Origin of the sequence: Saezia sanguinis, assembly GCF_003991585.1 — a bacterium.
Lineage (GTDB): Bacteria > Pseudomonadota > Gammaproteobacteria > Burkholderiales > Burkholderiaceae_C > Saezia > Saezia sanguinis.
In genome coordinates, this window is record NZ_PQSP01000006.1 from 85015 (window position 1) to 101373 (window position 16359).

At 53.5% G+C, this 16359-nt stretch carries 17 protein-coding genes and 1 tRNA gene; 14 read left to right on the forward strand and 4 right to left on the reverse strand.

Features of this window, described 5'->3' with window-relative positions; genetic code table 11:
* Positions 1–84: 84 nt before the first annotated feature.
* Entirely contained in the window at positions 85–930 is an 846-nt protein-coding gene (gene thiD / locus CUZ56_RS10865; RefSeq protein ID WP_126980420.1) for a bifunctional hydroxymethylpyrimidine kinase/phosphomethylpyrimidine kinase, read from the reverse strand.
* Between the two features lie 71 nt (positions 931–1001).
* On the opposite strand from thiD, the gene CUZ56_RS10870 reads away from it, so the two are divergent.
* The 3 genes from CUZ56_RS10870 (at position 1002) to CUZ56_RS10880 (ending at position 2693) form a co-directional block, all read left to right on the forward strand.
* Positions 1002–1077: transfer RNA gene (locus CUZ56_RS10870), tRNA-Asn, on the forward strand.
* Between the two features lie 359 nt (positions 1078–1436).
* On the forward strand, positions 1437–1901 hold the full coding sequence (locus CUZ56_RS10875; RefSeq protein ID WP_126980421.1) for an RcnB family protein: 465 nt from the start codon (positions 1437–1439) through the stop codon (positions 1899–1901).
* 171 nt (positions 1902–2072) lie between these two features.
* Positions 2073–2693, forward strand: a complete 621-nt coding sequence (locus tag CUZ56_RS10880; protein WP_126980422.1) for a DUF1294 domain-containing protein — start codon at positions 2073–2075, stop codon at positions 2691–2693.
* A gap of 168 nt (positions 2694–2861) precedes the next feature.
* Here the strand turns inward: CUZ56_RS10880 and CUZ56_RS10885 are convergent, their stop codons facing one another.
* On the reverse strand, positions 2862–3737 hold the full coding sequence (locus CUZ56_RS10885; protein WP_126980423.1) for a LysR family transcriptional regulator: 876 nt from the start codon (positions 3735–3737) through the stop codon (positions 2862–2864).
* 135 nt (positions 3738–3872) lie between these two features.
* Here CUZ56_RS10885 and CUZ56_RS10890 point away from each other — a divergent pair, with 135 nt between their 5' ends.
* Both CUZ56_RS10890 and CUZ56_RS10895 read left to right on the forward strand, forming a co-directional pair.
* A complete protein-coding gene (locus CUZ56_RS10890) occupies positions 3873–5057 on the forward strand; it encodes a YbfB/YjiJ family MFS transporter (RefSeq protein ID WP_126980424.1) in 1185 nt (394 codons plus the stop codon).
* Positions 5058–5109: 52 nt separating this feature from the next.
* Complete coding sequence (locus CUZ56_RS10895; RefSeq protein WP_126980425.1) at positions 5110–5319, forward strand: tautomerase family protein; 210 nt, start codon at positions 5110–5112, stop codon at positions 5317–5319.
* A gap of 91 nt (positions 5320–5410) precedes the next feature.
* On the opposite strand, the gene cobB is transcribed toward CUZ56_RS10895, so the two are convergent.
* Positions 5411–6115: a Sir2 family NAD+-dependent deacetylase gene (cobB, locus tag CUZ56_RS10900; RefSeq protein ID WP_126980426.1), complete on the reverse strand. Its 705-nt coding sequence runs from the start codon at positions 6113–6115 to the stop codon at positions 5411–5413.
* Between the two features lie 34 nt (positions 6116–6149).
* Positions 6150–6557: a Fur family transcriptional regulator gene (locus CUZ56_RS10905; RefSeq protein WP_404948039.1), complete on the reverse strand. Its 408-nt coding sequence runs from the start codon at positions 6555–6557 to the stop codon at positions 6150–6152.
* Positions 6558–6965: 408 nt separating this feature from the next.
* Between CUZ56_RS10905 and CUZ56_RS10910 the strand changes: the two genes are divergently transcribed.
* The 9 genes from CUZ56_RS10910 (at position 6966) to mnhG (ending at position 16338) form a co-directional block, all read left to right on the forward strand.
* Entirely contained in the window at positions 6966–7697 is a 732-nt protein-coding gene (locus CUZ56_RS10910) for a metal ABC transporter ATP-binding protein (RefSeq protein WP_126980428.1), read from the forward strand.
* The gene (locus tag CUZ56_RS10915) at positions 7694–8566 is read left to right on the forward strand and encodes a metal ABC transporter permease (RefSeq protein ID WP_126980429.1); all 873 of its coding nucleotides are present in this window, start codon (positions 7694–7696) and stop codon (positions 8564–8566) included. The genes CUZ56_RS10910 and CUZ56_RS10915 overlap by 4 nt, the downstream gene beginning before the upstream one ends.
* Positions 8567–8632: 66 nt before the next feature.
* Positions 8633–9616 carry a metal ABC transporter solute-binding protein, Zn/Mn family gene (locus CUZ56_RS10920; RefSeq protein ID WP_126980430.1) on the forward strand — a complete coding sequence of 328 codons (984 nt, stop codon included), beginning with the start codon at positions 8633–8635 and terminating at the stop codon, positions 9614–9616.
* Positions 9617–10010: 394 nt separating this feature from the next.
* Positions 10011–13016 (forward strand): monovalent cation/H+ antiporter subunit A, encoded by a 3006-nt coding sequence (locus CUZ56_RS10925; protein ID WP_126980431.1) that lies wholly within the window; start codon positions 10011–10013, stop codon positions 13014–13016.
* Positions 13016–13399, forward strand: a complete 384-nt coding sequence (locus CUZ56_RS10930; protein WP_126980432.1) for a Na+/H+ antiporter subunit C — start codon at positions 13016–13018, stop codon at positions 13397–13399. The genes CUZ56_RS10925 and CUZ56_RS10930 overlap by 1 nt, the downstream gene beginning before the upstream one ends.
* Complete coding sequence (locus CUZ56_RS10935; protein WP_126980433.1) at positions 13396–15135, forward strand: monovalent cation/H+ antiporter subunit D; 1740 nt, start codon at positions 13396–13398, stop codon at positions 15133–15135. Before CUZ56_RS10930 ends, CUZ56_RS10935 begins: the two co-directional genes overlap by 4 nt.
* On the forward strand, positions 15132–15632 hold the full coding sequence (locus tag CUZ56_RS10940) for a Na+/H+ antiporter subunit E (protein WP_204250884.1): 501 nt from the start codon (positions 15132–15134) through the stop codon (positions 15630–15632). Before CUZ56_RS10935 ends, CUZ56_RS10940 begins: the two co-directional genes overlap by 4 nt.
* Positions 15629–15922, forward strand: a complete 294-nt coding sequence (locus tag CUZ56_RS10945) for a K+/H+ antiporter subunit F (protein WP_126980434.1) — start codon at positions 15629–15631, stop codon at positions 15920–15922. Before CUZ56_RS10940 ends, CUZ56_RS10945 begins: the two co-directional genes overlap by 4 nt.
* Positions 15919–16338 (forward strand): monovalent cation/H(+) antiporter subunit G, encoded by a 420-nt coding sequence (mnhG, locus tag CUZ56_RS10950; RefSeq protein ID WP_126980435.1) that lies wholly within the window; start codon positions 15919–15921, stop codon positions 16336–16338. Before CUZ56_RS10945 ends, mnhG begins: the two co-directional genes overlap by 4 nt.
* Positions 16339–16359: the final 21 nt, after the last annotated feature.

Genomic DNA, 16359 nt, shown 5'->3' on the forward strand with positions numbered 1-16359 from the left:
GCTGGTGCATTTCGGTTTGGTAGCCAGGCACACACCCTGTCATTGCAACTGAACCGGTGCAGGGCAGCCCCTGCACCTGACTGCTTAGCGCACCTTCATCGCCTGTGGTGCATGGGTATGGTTCAAAGGCCCCACGCCCTTGCCAATCTGTACCCGCATGCCCGCCTCAATGGCTGCCAGCACATACACGCGCGCGGCCTGTACGGCAGCGGGCAGATCCAGCCCAAGTGCCAGATACGATGCAATTGCCGACGAAAGTGTGCAACCGGAGCCATGCAGGTTATGCGTCTGGATACGGGGCGACTGCAGCTCATGCAGCTCAACAGCACCCGTTGCCTGCTGGCGAATTGCCAGCACATCCACAACCTCCGCGCCGACCAGATGCCCACCTTTAAGCAGCACCGCCTGCGCGCCCTGGCCCAACAGCGCACGGGCTGCCGCAACCAGCTGCGTGGTTTCGGTAATGGCCTGACCAAGCAGCAAACCGGCTTCATCCAGATTGGGCGTAATGACCTGTGCACGCGAAAACAGTTCGGCAACAAGGCAAGCCATGGCGCCGTCGTCAATCAGTTTGGCACCGGTGGCAGAAACCATCACCGGATCCAGCACCACATGGGGCAGGTGCTTTTCATCAATCGCCTGCGCCACCGTACGGATAATTTCCGGTGAACTCAGCATGCCGATTTTTACCGCATCTGCGCCAATATCATCCACCACAGCATCAATCTGCGCCTTGACAATTTCAACCGGCACTTCATGAATAGCGCTGACCCCCAGCGTATTCTGTGCCGTAATGGCGGTAATGGCACTCATCCCATAACAGCCCAGCGCCGCAATGGTCTTCAAATCAGCCTGAATACCGGCCCCGCCACCGCTGTCAGAACCGGCTATCGTCAATACCCGGGGATAGGTCAGTGTTGCGCCAGACATGCAATTTCCTTTACTAAAAAACAAGTGACTTGCAAAACCTATTCTAAACAAACTATAATCCCCCTTTCTATTCCCCGATAGCTCAGTCGGTAGAGCGACGGACTGTTAATCCGCAGGTCCCTGGTTCGAGCCCAGGTCGGGGAGCCAATCTCAAAAGATCTCTAAGCGCTGAAAGTCGGCTCTTCCGTCATTGCACCAGCCACCGGCAAAACCATGTTGATATTGATTCTCTGTGCCCCTTATTGAACGCTGAGGACATCACCCTGACCAAGCGGCCACAGCCATTGCGCTGCAAACAGGTATCTCTTTTTATTTCTCAAAAAACTGCCCCTCCTTTGCATGCTGTGTCTGTTGTGCGGCTGAGTGCTGCAAGCATACAAATCTTTACAAAACAAAATAAACCATACACATCCGGCACGTAAACTGGCCCCATGTTTTCAAAAAACAAATGTGGTTTAGCTATATAAAATGAATGATGCATTATCCGCATCAAAAGGAGTTAGCAAATGAAAATGAAAACCATCGTCTGCCATTTGGCCGCACTTTCCATTCTGGGCAGCTCAATCGCTTTCGCGCAACCCGCATCACATGAAAGAAACAGACAGCCCGCACCATCACAACAACAGCAGCCCCAAAACGGCCCATCGCGCAATCAGGGTCATGCAGGGCCCCAGGCAGACTCACGCCCCAACAATACTAACGCCCGGCCAAACCAGCAACAACCCGGCAGGCCTGCTGCACAGGCACAGAACCACAACAGGCCACATGCAGAATCACGGCCCGCGATGGATTTCAGACAGGGTGAGCGCATACCGCAGCAATATCGCGGTTACTCTTATCGGGTAGATGACTGGAAAGCATACGGGCTGAGCCAGCCACCCCGCAATCATCACTGGGTACAAATCGGCGGTGATTTCATCCTGATTGCCGCAGCCACTGGCGTTATCACATCCATTCTGCTGAACAAATAACCTCCCCTGTTATGGCCTGGCTGTTGTTTCAAAACAGAGCCAGACCATTTTTTATCGGGTATACCGTATTGCATGACTTCCGCCCAGCTAAAATGGCCGGTGCAATCATGTTAAGTTTGTGCCATGGCATGATTGGGTCACAACCTTCAACATGACAAAAGTAAATTGAAAATGAATTTACGCGCACAAGGCAGCATTACCCAATGGAAAGATGAACAGGGTTTTGGCTTCATCACACCCGATTCAGGTGGTAAACAAGTATTTGTCCATGTCACTGCATTTATCGACCGCAGCAAAAGGCCGGCTCAAGATGACCGGGTATTCTACGAATCCGGTGTAGACGACAACGGACGTCCCCAGGCCTATAACGTTACTTTTGTAGAAAATGCCGCATCGCGTCAAAAAAGACGCTCCCGCCGCTTTTCGTTGACACTTGTTTTAATCGCTGCAGCCTTCCTGGCAACACTGGCTGGAATGTATTATTTTGGCAAACTGCCAACTATTTTTCTCATCCCATATGTCCTGTTCAGTTCACTGGCCTTTATCACCTACGCCCGGGACAAACGGGCCGCGGTGAAAGACCGCTGGAGAACCGAGGAAAACACCCTGCATTTGATGGCGCTGCTTGGCGGCTGGCCTGGTGCCTTGATTGCACAGCGCCTGTTCCGGCACAAATCCAGCAAGCTGTCGTTCCAGGTCATCTTCTGGATCACCGTGATCGCCAATTGCTGCCTGTTTGCCTGGTTGCTCTCTCTTTACTGGCAAAAATATGGATCAAATTCTATTCTCTGATTATGTATATATACTGATCCTCGAAGAAATAAGAAAAACAGGCTTCCTGTATCTCCCCGTTAAAAACATCTTTCTAAGTCAAAATTCAAAAAGCCCATCCCTTTATCTTGCCAGCCATGATTTTATGTATTTTGATCAGTGGTCATCCCGGAAATGATAGGATGTCATTCAGACTGAACTTAGGGTTTCCGCTGGCAGCAAACAGGTTTGAAGCGCCAAGATATTAGCTGAAAATAAATTTTTTCTCCAAACCAGTTCCGTCACCGCCCGACTGAAGGGCGCATTTAGCCGGTGTACCGTCAATGCGTTGCGGTCAGGAAACATATTCAACAACTGTGCGGGCATTACACCCACCCCCATACCTGCGGCAATGCCACCTAAAATCGCATGGTAAGAGGCCAGCTCGGCAATACGTTCAGGCGCCGCACCATGCATAGCAAACCAATCATTCAGGCGACGGCGATACGAACACCCCTCCTTAAAGGCCAAAACGTTTTTTTTCTGAATATCTTGAGGCACATGAATCGGTGGATGCCCCGCAGGAGCCACCAGCACCAGTTCCTCAGTAAACACATTTTGCCGATCCAGCCTGGCATCCGCCGGTGCATCAGCCACCAGAACCGCATCCAGCTCATTGGCCAGTAACATCTCATACAGCAACAGGCTGGTACCCGTACAAAGATCAAGCTCCAGGAGGGGATACCGGGCGTACAACACAGACAAAGGCTCGGGGAGTCTGGCTGCTGCCGTACTTTCCATGGCTCCCACCCGAAACCGACCCCCCGGCTGAACATCTCTAACCCGGTTTTCCGCCTCTTGCATCAGTGCCACAACCCGCAAAGCATCGCGATATAGTATTTGTCCTTGCGCCGTCGGCAGTAAGCGCTTACCTTCGCGCAAAAACAGCTTGACGCCTAACGTTTCCTCAAGCTGGCGTATTCGCGTCGTTATGCCGGAGGGCACACGATGCAAAGCCTCTGCCGCACGCGTGATTCCGCCTTTTTCCACCACAGCAATCAATGTTTTAAGATCTGCAATCTCCATATATTCTTATAAATTGAATATTATTTTCAAATATATTCATTTGTACAGAATATATATTCTACTTATGATCTGGTAAAAAATAAAGCCTGCCAACGACAATTCATTCCCTTTATCCAAGACATACCAACCGCCTGCATGATAAAACGCTTATACAACACAGGATTACTGCCTGCCTTAGGCGGATTAGCCGTTTTGGTCATTGCCATGGGTGTTGGCCGCTTTGCATACACAGCATTGCTGCCAAGCATGATGCATGCACATGCATTGGGTGAAAAAGCCACTGCCTCCATGGCTGCATGGAATTACGCAGGCTATCTGGCCGGGGTGCTGGCTATGCGCAAAGAAACAGCAGGCCAGAGCCAATACGCCAAGCTGCAGTTCTTTCTGCTGCTCAGCATTCTCAGCACCGCAGCCATGGGACTGGTACACGGTTCTTTGCTTTGGTACACCACCCGCCTGATCGCCGGATTTGCTTCTGGGGCTTGTTTTGTACTGTGTTCAGCCCTTGTTTTAGATGCATTGATCACAATTGGGCGTCCCTCCCTGTCTGGCCTGATGTACAGCGGCGTGGGCATTGGCATTGTACTCAGCGCCATTGCAGTGCGCCCGTTTGAGGCCCTGTTTGGTTCAGATGGTACATGGATCGGGCTGGCTATTCTGTGTATTCCCCTCGCATGCGCAGCCCTGCTGTGTCTGCGGCCCCGCTTCAATCCACCATCTGCAGCTCCTGCGTATGCTGCAAAAGCAATGCCTGCAAACAACCGAACCCCTGCAACGCAATGGACATACCCTGTCTTGCTGCTGACTTACTTTTTAGAAGGCTTTGGTTACATCATCGGCACAACATTTCTAGTCAGCCTGACACAGACCCGCACCCATTCGGCAGAACTGGCTAATGCCGCATGGATCGTTACCGGATGCGCGGCCGCCCTCAGCACCCCTTTATGGCGCTATACGGCACAGAAAAGTTATCTGCGCATGCTGGTTCTGGCTTTTTTACTGCAAGGTCTAGGTGTACTCTTGCCGGTATTCTCCAATCATCCTGTGGTGATTTTGACTGGTGGCCTTTTGCTGGGCGGAACATTCATGGGCATTACCGCACTGTCATTACAGTACGGCGTGGTTGTGCGTACCAGTTCAAGCGCCTACACCATCGCCATGCTCACAACCGTATACGGCGTTGGGCAAATTCTGGGCCCCATAGTTGCCGGGGTCACCGTTAACAGCCACGGATTCGCACCGGCATTCATTCTGGCTGCATTTATCCTGTTTCTGGCCGCTACGCTGCTGGCCATTCACGACATGATGCAACGCCAGTGAATTTCAAGCCCCACATTCTATTAATTTGTAACTGATCAAGGAGAAATGATTGATGCCTTACGTCAACATCAAAGTTACCGGCGGCACCGAAGCCCCTTCAACTGAACAAAAAGCCGAATTGATCAAAGGTGTTACGCAACTGCTTGCTAATGTATTGAATAAAAACCCGGCCACCACCATTGTGACCATTGACGAAGTCAACCAAGACAACTGGGGCATAGGCGGAGAAAGCGTAAGCGTTTTGCGTCAACGCAAAGCATAGCAATCTGCGTCAGCGCTGGCCTGCAGATGAAGCAGTTGCGGCTGCAAAAGCCTGCATGCATCTGCAACAGGCCGCTACCATCAAAGTTTTATCAAAGTTTGCGCAACAACGTTTCCACAAACTGCGGCACCACTTCCGTCGCAGGCCCATAAATCCGGGTTTGAAACAGGCTCTCACCCTGGCTGGGTTCCAGGTTCAGTTCAACCGTCTGCGCCCCGGCTTCATTGGCCACCTGCACAAAGCCGGCCGCCGGGTATACATGCCCGGAAGTGCCGATGGAAATAAAGCAATCCGCGTACATGAGCGCCTCGTAGATTTCATCCATCAGCAAGGGCATTTCGCCAAACCAGACAATATGGGGACGCAGGCGCTGTGACGGCTGGCAGCATGTGCAGCCATCTTCTTTTGTGACATCACCAGTCCACTCAACCACCTGGCCGGAGCGTACGCAGCGCACCTTTTGCAGTTCGCCGTGCATGTGAATCAGATTTTTTGTTCCGGCCCGCTCATGCAGGTTATCCACATTCTGTGTTACCAGCAAAAAATCACCGTTAAATTCCTGCTCCAGCCTGGCCAGCACCAGGTGCGCCGCATTGGGCTTCACCTCGGCGTCCAAAAGCTGGCGCCGCCTGGCATTGTAAAAAGTCTGCACCAGTTGCGGATCGCGCTGATATGCCTGCGGCGTTGCCACGTCTTCAACCCGGTGTTTTTCCCATAAACCGTCACTGGCACGGAATGTTGCGATCCCCGACTCAGCAGAAATACCGGCCCCGGTCAGCACCACAATTTTTTTCATTTTTGCAACCCTAATCTTTCAATACAATTCTGTTTTAATGCTTTTTCTTTTTTTCTGCTTTGACACAGTCTGCACACAAACCGTACAAAGTGATCTCATGGCTTTTCACCTTAAAACCAGGGGGCAGCAGGCTGGCAAAGTCTTCTGCACAACCATGCACGTCAAAAGCACGTGTACACTGGGTACATAAAAAATGGTGGTGATGGTCGTCATGTTCATGGTGAATGGCTTCATAGCGCGCCGCTTCACCCGGCAGTTCAACCATGCGGATGCTGCCTTCTTCGATCAGCACTTTCAAGTTGCGGTATACCGTGGCAATGCCAAGAGCCGGAACATCCTGCTGCGCGAGCATAAGCACTTCCTGCGGCGTCAGCGGCCTTTTAGCATCCTGCAGCACCGCCAGCATGGCTGTGCGTTGTTTGGTTGAGCGTTTCTGCTCCATTCTCATCGTTTCCTATACATCTCTTTGTTCTGGCTTCGTTCCGGCTTCAGGAGTCATGCACCGCAGGTATCCCCCAATGGCTGATTCTCCTGAACATCCAATACCCGACTTTTTGATTTCCCTTTAATTGATATTGATATTTTATTATCAATTAGAATAAGCACCAGAACAGCAGGGAATTCTGCCAGCATGTGCAGCATGCCCCTGACAAGCGCTTTGGCTGAATATTAAAACTGAATATCAAAAATTACTCCTCCCAATCATATGAGCCGGCATTCGCGTATCTCCAGAAGAACCACCGTATTTTGTGCTGCGGCCTGGCAGCGTTTACTGCTTGCCGCCACAGGCGCTGCATTTTTATGGCTGATGGTTTACTGGTCGGTCCGAACCTGAGCACTGCCCTGAATCATGACCCAAGCAACCACCGCAATGGTTCTCAACGACGTGACACTGGCTTACCGGCAACAGCCGGTGCTCAGCCGTATCAACGCCCACATTGATCACGGCACACTCACGGCGGTGGTTGGTGCCAACGGGTGCGGAAAATCGACGCTGCTCAAAGCCGTTGCAGGCCTGATCAAGCCGCTCACGGGGCAAATTACCATTGCGCCGGACATACACAATGTGGCGTATCTGGCGCAGGTCAGTGAAATCGATCGCAGCTTTCCGATTTCTGTTTTTGACTTTGTCGCATCCGGCCTGTGGAAAAAAGCAGGCGCATTCAAAGCCATCAGCGCCGAACTGGAAACACGCATCCTTATCGCATTGGAAGCCGTGGGCATGCGGGAAAGTGCAGACAAACTGATTGGAGAGCTTTCCGGCGGGCAATTTCAACGCATCCGTTTTGCCCAACTGGTCTTACAGGAAGCCCAGCTTTTTTTGCTTGACGAACCGTTTACCGGCATTGATGAGTTCACCATGCGCGACCTGATGCGCCTGCTGCACCATTGGCACCGCCAGGGAGCAACCCTGCTGGTGGTTTTGCATGACCTGGAACTGGTGCGCCAGCAATTCCCCAACGTATGGTTACTGGGGCAGCAAAGCATTCTGCGCCAGGGCGATGCCGCCACCTGCCTCAACACATATGCAGCGGCACATCCCGGCGCCAAAAATAAAACCGGCATACAGGAGCATGCATGAACATGCTGGAATGGTTGGTTTCCCCCTTTGCCGACTTCAGTTTCATGCGCCGGGCGCTTACCGGCTGTGTCGCACTCAGCCTGGGCAGCAGCCCGCTGGGTGTGCTGTTGTTGCTGCGCCGCATGAGCCTGATGGGAGACGCCATGTCGCACGCCATTTTGCCCGGCGCTGCAGTGGGTTATCTGCTGTTCGGCCTGTCGCTGCCTGCCATGACGATTGGCGGCATTGCCGCCGGTTTGCTGGTTGCCTGCCTGGCCGGTGTGGTCACCCGCTACACAGTTCTGAAAGAAGATGCCAGCTTTGCGACGTTTTACCTGATTTCACTGGCACTGGGCGTGCTGATCATCTCGCTGCGCGGTACCAGTGTCGACCTGCTGCATGTCCTGTTCGGTACCGTTTTATCACTGGATAACGCTACCTTGTTTCTGGCCGCAGGCATTGCGACGCTTTCACTGCTGCTGCTGGCATTGTTGTACCGCCCTCTGATCATTCAGAGTTTTGACCCGAACTTTTTAATCACCAAAGGGTGGTGGAATGCCCTGGCCTATGGTGCATTTTTGCTGTTGCTGGTGCTGAATCTGGTCGGCGGCTTTCACACCCTGGGCACGTTAATGGCTGTTGCCTTCATGGTGCTGCCTGCTGCTGCGGCACGCTTCTGGGCGGCCACCGTTGCCAAACAGATGCTGGTTGCTGCCGCTGCAGGCGTGGCAGCAGGCTATATCGGGCTGCTGATTTCTTACCATTTTGCAACCCCGGCTTCCCCTGCCATCGTGCTGACGCTGGGCGGTATTTACATTATTTCCATGTTCCTGGGGTTGCACAGTGGTTTGCTGATACGGCCACCAAAAATACAACCAGGCCAAACATAAAACCATGGTTTCAAGACATGAGGGCGTGTTGATGCCCTCGCCGTTAATTTTTGCAAGGAAACTCATATGCATACACTTTCTTTACGCTTGCGCCTGATACTGCTGCTCTGCCTGTCTGTTCTGGTCATGGCGCCGTTGACAAAAGCACATGCCGAGCCGTTGAAAGTGGTTGCCAGTTTTTCTATCCTGTCAGATCTGGTGCAACAGATTGGCGGCGAGCAGGTGCAGATCAGCACCCTGGTTAAACCCGACAGCGACGCCCACATGTACGAACCCACCGCACAGGATGCACGCCTGTTGTCTCAGGCCGATATCCTGTTTGTCAACGGCCTGGGGTTCGAGCCCTGGCTGCCCCGCCTGCGAAATGCTGCGGGCTTTGCCGGAACGGAAGTCGTTGTCTCCCAGGGCGTAATACCGCGCAGGTTGAATGACGAACATGACGATGCCCACGCTCACAACCATGACGATCATGACCATGACCATGACCACGATGCGCACGACCATGGGGAGTTTGATCCGCATGCATGGCAGAACGTGGCCAATGCGATCATCTATGTTCGTAACATTGAAGCCGCACTGAGCCAAGCCGACCCTGCACATGCTGCCATTTATGCGCAACGCGCCCAGAACTACATCAAAGAGCTGCATCAGTTGGAGCGTGATATTCGCGATGCACTGGCAACCTTATCGCCCACACACCGCACGCTGGTCACCACACACGATTCTTTAGGCTACTTTGCACAAGCCTATGGACTGACGCTGATTTCACCCATGGGGTTTTCCACCAGTACAGAACCTTCGGCTGCCGATATCGCACGGCTGATCGAGCAGATCCGATCACAGCAGGTTTGTGCCGTATTTCTGGAAAATGTCAGCAACCCTAAAATGATTCAGCGCATTGCACAGGAAACAGGCGCGGCCGTTGGCGGCACACTGTATTCCGATGCGCTTTCAGCACCAGGCACGGCAGCCGACAGCTACATCGGCATGATGCGCAGCAATCTGACGGTTTTGATCAAGGCCCTGAGTGGCAAACTGATCACGTCATAACCATACAGTGCCAATACATGTTCAGGGCCCATAAAATATGCGCACTTGTTGGATCGCAACCACACGCATGATAGACTGTACAAATTGACTCTCATCTGTTACCGCTGAATCCAATTTCTGTTGTCCATAACCAGAATCCCTTTGCGGCTCAGCGGCTAACTGTTTTTAACTCAAAATAACATGCGGCTATCTGAACTCAAATAAAAACATGCCCCACATTCATTTCAAAAAATACCGGCAACCCGCTGCCAGGCCTCGCTTTCGTAAAATTCCGGTTTGCACTGCATTTCCTGCCCCGCTGAGCCTACAATACTGAATATTGCGCGCAGGTTTTTAAGGTCTTTTCATAAAACCTCGACAAATAGACCTCTTTTTCTTTTAGAATCATAGGGTTATGCTAACCTCCCTGGCCACCCTCATTATCCTCCCGTTTGCTGGAAGTCTGGTTGCAGCGTTGCTGCCAACCAATTCCCGCAATATGGAAGCATTCCTGTCCGGGATGATTGCGCTGATATGCGTGGTGCAGGTGGCTCTGTTTTTCCCTGACGTGTCTTCAGGAACGGTGTTGCGGCAGGAAATCCTCTGGATTCCCTCACTTGGCATCAACCTGACATTCCGGATGGATGGCTTCACCTGGCTGTTTGCCATGCTGATTTTTGGCATTGGCGCTTTGGTGACATTGTATGCCCGCTACTACATGTCACCACAAGACCCGGTGGCGCGTTTTTTCTCTTTCTTCCTGGCTTTCATGGGTGCCATGTCCGGGGTTGTGCTGTCCGGCAACCTGATTCAGCTGGTGTTGTTCTGGGAGCTCACCAGTCTGTTTTCATTTCTGCTGATTGGTTACTGGTACCACCGGCGTGACGCCCGCAACGGTGCCCGCATGGCACTGACTGTGACCGGGCTGGGGGGCTTCTGCCTGCTGGCAGGTGTTCTGATTCTGGGGCAGATTGTTGGCAGCTTTGATATGGATACGGTGCTGGCCGCCGGTAACATCATACGCAAACATCCTCTTTATACACCCATGCTGGTGCTGATCCTGCTGGGTGCATTCACCAAGAGCGCCCAGTTTCCATTCCAGTTCTGGCTGCCCCGTGCCATGGCCGCGCCCACGCCTGTATCGGCCTACCTGCACTCAGCCACCATGGTCAAAGCCGGAATTTACCTGATGGCGCGCCTGTGGCCGGTACTTTCCGGCACGGATGAATGGTTCTGGCTGGTGGCTGGCACCGGGGCATTCACGCTGCTGCTGGGAGGCTATGCCGCCACATTCCAAAATGACCTGAAAGGCTTGCTGGCATACTCCACCATTTCCCACCTGGGCCTGATCACGCTGCTGCTGGGCCTTAACAGCAACATGGCTGCTGTTGCGGCGGTATTTCATACCATCAACCACGCCATTTTCAAAGCCTCTTTGTTCATGGCAGCCGGCATCATCGACCATGAAACCGGTACACGCGATATGCGTAAACTCAACGGCCTGATCAAAGCCATGCCGATTACCGGTGCGCTTTCGCTGGTTGCCAGCGCGGCCATGGCAGGTGTGCCGCTGCTCAACGGTTTTCTGTCCAAAGAAATGTTTTTTGCCGAAACGGCTTACCTGGACGCCTCGCCCTGGCTGTCATGGGGCATGCCGCTCATTGCCACCGTGGCCAGCGTTTTCAGCGTGGCATATTCCTTGCGCTTTACCGTTGACGTATTTTTTGGTCCGGCCCCCATGGGGCTGCCGCATGAGCCGCATGAACCTACCCGCTGGATGCGTGTGCCGATTGAATTCCTGGTGTGTCTGTGTCTGATCATCGGTATTGCACCTTCGCTGTCGATCGGGCCGGTTCTGGCAACGGCGGCCGCACCGGTGGTCGGGGGCACACTGCCAGCCTACAGCCTGGCCATCTGGCATGGTTTCAATGTCCCATTGACCATGAGCCTGGTCGCGATGGCAGGCGGTATTTATTTCTACCTGATATTGCACCGGCAAATCAAACTGGGGGTGTTTGCCGGTGTTCCCCTGATCGGATGGGTGAACGGACAGCGCTTATTTACCAGGTTGCTGGCATCGCTGACTTACATGGGCAAACAAATGACGCTGATGCTCAGTACCAAAAGGCTGCAGGCCCAAATTGCCCTGATGCTGTTTGTGGTGCTGGCCGCCGGCCTGTCGCCTCTTTGGATCAACGGGGAAGGCTTGCGCCTGACTTTGGGTGAGCGGGAGCAGCAGCCGTTTTCATTTGTCTTTGCCATGCTGTGGGTGGTGGGCGTCTCGTGTGCACTGGGGGCTGCCTGGCAAGCCAAATTCCATCGCCTGGCATCGCTGGCTATGCTCGGCATGACCGGGCTGGTTACCTGTCTGACATTTGTCTGGTTTTCCGCACCAGACCTGGCATTGACCCAGTTAACCGTGGAAGTGGTCACAACCATTCTGATTTTGCTGGGGTTACGCTGGCTGCCCAAGCAGGTGGCTGACCCCGACCACATGAGCAACATTTTTGTTCGTGCCAGGCGAACCCGCGACCTGATTGTTTCTTTGCTGGTTGGTGCATGCGTGACAGTTCTGGCGTTTGCCATGATGACGCACTCTTCCAGTGATCCGCTGGCTGCCAATTTCTTCTTGCAACATGCGTTGCCTGAAGGAGGCGGCACCAACGTCGTCAATGTCATGCTGGTTGATTTCCGCGGCTTTGACACCATGGGAGAAATTGTGGTGCTGGGCATTGTGGCTTTGACCGTATATGCGCTGCTGCGGCGCTTCCGGCCCGCCAAAGAAAGCACATACATTCCGGCACAGCAAAGCACGGCCCCTGCAGATATTTCATCGGATGTAGAGAACCCGGCCCAGGCCAAGGATACCGCATTGGGCTACCTGATGGTTCCTGCGGTTCTGGTGCGACTGGTATTGCCGATTGCCACGGTGGTATCCGTGTACTTCCTGCTGCGCGGCCACAACGAACCCGGCGGCGGTTTCATTGGTGGTTTGATTTTTGCGGCAGCTTTCATCATGCAGTACATGATTGCAGGCACCCAGTGGGTGGAAGCACGGATGAAACTCTATCCCCAGCAGTTGATCAGTTTGGGCATTCTGCTGGCGTTGCTGACAGGTTTGGGAGCCATTGCGGTCGGCTATCCTTTCCTGACCACACATGCCCCGCATTTCCATATTCCACTGATTGGCGATATTCATGTGCCCAGCGCGATGTTTTTTGACATTGGTGTCTATCTGCTGGTGATTGGTGCCACCATTTTGATCCTGACGGCGTTGTCTCACCAGTCTGTGCGTGGTCGCCGGGCACGCGAAACCGAGGTGGAAGAACGCCTGGCCCGTGACGCGGAAAGCACGGACAGCAAACTGGTGCCAGACAGCATGCTGGCCACACCCGACTCTGAACTGAAGGAAACCGCCTGATGGAAATCACCCTGTCCCTGGCCATTGGCATGCTAACCGCTTCGGGCGTCTGGCTGATCCTGCGCCCGCGTACCTATCAGGTCATTATCGGGCTGTCGCTGATTTCATATGCCGTCAATTTGTTCTTATTCAGTTCCGGGCGCCTGATTCTGAACCGTGCACCGGTGCTACTGGAAGATGTACCGCAAACGCTGGAATACTATACCGACCCGATTCCACAGGCGCTCGTGCTGACCGCCATTGTGATCGGATTTGCCACCACCGCTCTTTTCCTGGTTGTCCTGATGGCAGCCCGCGGCTTCAACGGCAACGACCATGTGGATGGAACCGATACACTGCAAGAACCTGAACAGCGCGACAAAACACAGGAGCGCAGCCAATGATTGCATGGCTTGAGTACAGCATGCCACACCTGATTGTGGCCCCGATACTGTTGCCGATGTTCACGGCAGCCGTACTGGTGGCTGTACGCGAAAAGCACAGAAGCGCCCGTTCATTCATCAACATTCTGGCCTGCCTGCTCAACGTGCTGGTTGCCTGCGCGCTGGTTTACTGGGTCAAAGAGCGCGATGCCTCCAGCGCTTATGGCGTGTATCTGCCATCCAACTGGGATGTCCCCTTTGGCATTTCATTGCTGGTAGACCGTTTTTCCGCCATGATGCTGCTGGTTGCCAGCATCATCGGCCTGAGTACGGCACTGTATGCCGTTGCCCGCTGGGACCGTGCCGGTGTGCATTTCCAGACGCTGTTTCAAGTACAGCTCATGGGCATCAATGGCGCTTTTTTAACTGCCGACCTGTTTAACCTGTTCGTATTTTTTGAAATCCTGCTGGCTGCCTCTTATGGCCTGGTTCTGCATGGATCAGGCCCCAACAGGGTACGCGCCGGGCTGCACTACATTGCCATCAACCTGGTCGCATCCTTTTTCTTTCTGATTGGTGTGGCACTGATTTACAACGTCACCGGCACCCTCAGCTTTGCCGAAATTGCCCAGCGCCTGCAGGTGGTCAACCGTGCAGGGCACGAGCTGCTGTATATTGGTTTCGGTGTTCTGGCGGTGGCTTTTCTGGCCAAGGCTGCGATGTGGCCATTGAACTTCTGGCTGGTATCGGCATACAGCAGCGCCAGCGCACCGTCCAGCGCGGTCTTCGCTATTTTGACCAAGGTCGGCCTGTATGTGATTTTGCGGCTGTCCTCGCTGTTTTTCTCATCCCCGGCTGTTGGGGAGGATCAGTGGTTTGGCAGTACCTGGCTGACCTATGGCGGCATGATGACATTGGTTTTCGGCATGGTCGGTATTCTTTCCACTATACGCCCGTCCCGCCTGGCGGCTTATGCCACGCTGGTTTCTTCGGGCACCATCATGATGGCCATCAGCTTTGGACAGTTGTCGCTGACCAGCGCTGCACTGTATTATTTGCCCGGCTCTACGCTGGCTGTGGCTGCATTCTTTTTGATTGCAGAGCTCATTGAACGCTCCCGCTCCCCAGAAGATGCTGAACAGCGCGCAGCGGAAGACGAAGAGGACCGCCTGGTCTTTAACTTGGCAGAGCTTGAGCTGGAAGAAAAGCAGAATGCCAACCTCGATGAACGTGAAGAGGCCATCATTGGCCGGGCTATCCCTGCAGCCATTGCATTTTTAGGTGTCACTTTTGCCTGCTGTGCATTGCTGATTGCCGGCCTGCCACCCTTGGCCGGGTTCATTGCCAAGTTTGCCATGCTCAATGCCCTGATCAATCCGTCAGGAGCCGGCAGCCTGAATGTGATCGCCACGGACAGTGTCCGCTGGGTGGCGCTGGCGCTGATTATCGTCTCAGGCCTGTTCGCATTGATCAGCTTTTCCCGTGCCGGTATCCGCTACTTCTGGTCTCCGGTTAACCGCACTGCGCCACGCCTGCGTATCATCGAAAGCATTCCCATTGTGATTTTGCTTGCTGCGTGTGTGCTGCTGACCATGCGTGCAGAGATCAGCCTGCGCTATACCTATGCGACATCTGCCGCACTGTACCAGCCTGCAGATTACATTCGGGCGGTCATGTCCACCCGGCCGATTCCCAGCCCAACCAATCAGGAGCGCCTGACGGCGCCAGCAACGCCTGCTGCGGAGGTTGCGCCATGAAAAAGGTTATTCACACCCTGTTCCCGGCCCCCTGGCTTTCCGTTGCGCTGGCACTGATGTGGCTGGTATTGAACCACTCGCTGAGCCGGGGCCATATTGCACTGGCGATTATTCTGGGCTGGTTTGTGCCGGTTTTCACTGCCTCTTTGCGCCCCACACCGATTACCATCCAACACCCGCTGGTGGCATTGAAACTGTTTCTGACGGTAGGCTATGACGTGATTGTCTCCAACATCGTGGTCGCCACAGCGGCTGCAAAATTCGGAAAAAGAAAACCTTCCGGAGACTTTATCCGGGTGCCGCTTGAATTGAGTGATCCCAACGGGCTCACTGCCCTGGCGGCCATTTGCACCGTTATTCCCGGCACCATCTGGTCTGAACTGGCGCTGGACCGCAGTGCCGTACTGATTCATGTTTTTGATTTAAAAAATCCGCAGGCTGAAATCATCCGTTTCAAAAACCGCTATGAAAAGCCGTTAATGGAGATATTTCAATGACGTCGATTGTTCTTCCTGAATTTTTGAGCTGGGTCGTTCACATCACACTGGGCTGTTACGCCGCAGCCATGGTAATCAGCCTGTTCCGGCTGTTTGTCGGCCCTTCATCGCAGGACCGGATTTTGGCGGCAGACTTCATCTATAACATTGCCATGCTGGTGATTCTGGTGTTAGGCATTCGTTACAGCAGCGCCATGTATTTTGAAGTGGCATTGCTGATTGCCATTTTTGGTTTTGTCAGCTCCACGGCCATGGCCAAATTCCTGTTGCGCGGCGAGGTGATCGAATGAGCCAGGAAATCGTTATACCTCTGTGGATTCAAATTGCCGTTGCCTGCCCGCTGCTGATCAGCGCTGTTTTCACCATACTGGGCGCTTTGGGGTTGCTGCGGTTTGATAATTTTTACCTGCGCATGCACCCTACAGCCATTGTTTTTACACTGGGGGCCTGGTGTGTTTGTATTGCGGTGCTGATCTTTTTTACCGCCACGCAGGCGCGTCCGGCTTTATATGCCTGGCTGATTGTCGTCATGCTGGCCATTACGATTCCGATTACCACTGTGGTATTGGCACGTGCAGTCCTGTTCCGAAAACGCCAAGAAGGGCTGCCGGCACCTGCATCGCTGAGCTATACCATCGTACTGGGTGACATGGCCCCTATGCCCGATAGTGAACAGGGCGCGGACACGCAGACCGAAGACCTGTAATACTGCAAAATACCGCAAACA

Bases quoted from the DNA above. Each gene is read 5' to 3' on its own strand.
- thiD (WP_126980420.1), bottom strand. From the start codon at position 930: ATGTCTGGCGCAACACTGACCTATCCCCGGGTATTGACGATAGCCGGT.
- CUZ56_RS10875 (WP_126980421.1), top strand. From the start codon at position 1,437: ATGAAAATGAAAACCATCGTCTGCCATTTGGCCGCACTTTCCATTCTG.
- CUZ56_RS10880 (WP_126980422.1), top strand. From the start codon at position 2,073: ATGAATTTACGCGCACAAGGCAGCATTACCCAATGGAAAGATGAACAG.
- CUZ56_RS10885 (WP_126980423.1), bottom strand. From the start codon at position 3,737: ATGGAGATTGCAGATCTTAAAACATTGATTGCTGTGGTGGAAAAAGGC.
- CUZ56_RS10890 (WP_126980424.1), top strand. From the start codon at position 3,873: ATGATAAAACGCTTATACAACACAGGATTACTGCCTGCCTTAGGCGGA.
- CUZ56_RS10895 (WP_126980425.1), top strand. From the start codon at position 5,110: ATGCCTTACGTCAACATCAAAGTTACCGGCGGCACCGAAGCCCCTTCA.
- cobB (WP_126980426.1), bottom strand. From the start codon at position 6,115: ATGAAAAAAATTGTGGTGCTGACCGGGGCCGGTATTTCTGCTGAGTCG.
- CUZ56_RS10905 (WP_404948039.1), bottom strand. From the start codon at position 6,557: ATGGAGCAGAAACGCTCAACCAAACAACGCACAGCCATGCTGGCGGTG.
- CUZ56_RS10910 (WP_126980428.1), top strand. From the start codon at position 6,966: ATGACCCAAGCAACCACCGCAATGGTTCTCAACGACGTGACACTGGCT.
- CUZ56_RS10915 (WP_126980429.1), top strand. From the start codon at position 7,694: ATGAACATGCTGGAATGGTTGGTTTCCCCCTTTGCCGACTTCAGTTTC.
- CUZ56_RS10920 (WP_126980430.1), top strand. From the start codon at position 8,633: ATGCATACACTTTCTTTACGCTTGCGCCTGATACTGCTGCTCTGCCTG.
- CUZ56_RS10925 (WP_126980431.1), top strand. From the start codon at position 10,011: ATGCTAACCTCCCTGGCCACCCTCATTATCCTCCCGTTTGCTGGAAGT.
- CUZ56_RS10930 (WP_126980432.1), top strand. From the start codon at position 13,016: ATGGAAATCACCCTGTCCCTGGCCATTGGCATGCTAACCGCTTCGGGC.
- CUZ56_RS10935 (WP_126980433.1), top strand. From the start codon at position 13,396: ATGATTGCATGGCTTGAGTACAGCATGCCACACCTGATTGTGGCCCCG.
- CUZ56_RS10940 (WP_204250884.1), top strand. From the start codon at position 15,132: ATGAAAAAGGTTATTCACACCCTGTTCCCGGCCCCCTGGCTTTCCGTT.
- CUZ56_RS10945 (WP_126980434.1), top strand. From the start codon at position 15,629: ATGACGTCGATTGTTCTTCCTGAATTTTTGAGCTGGGTCGTTCACATC.
- mnhG (WP_126980435.1), top strand. From the start codon at position 15,919: ATGAGCCAGGAAATCGTTATACCTCTGTGGATTCAAATTGCCGTTGCC.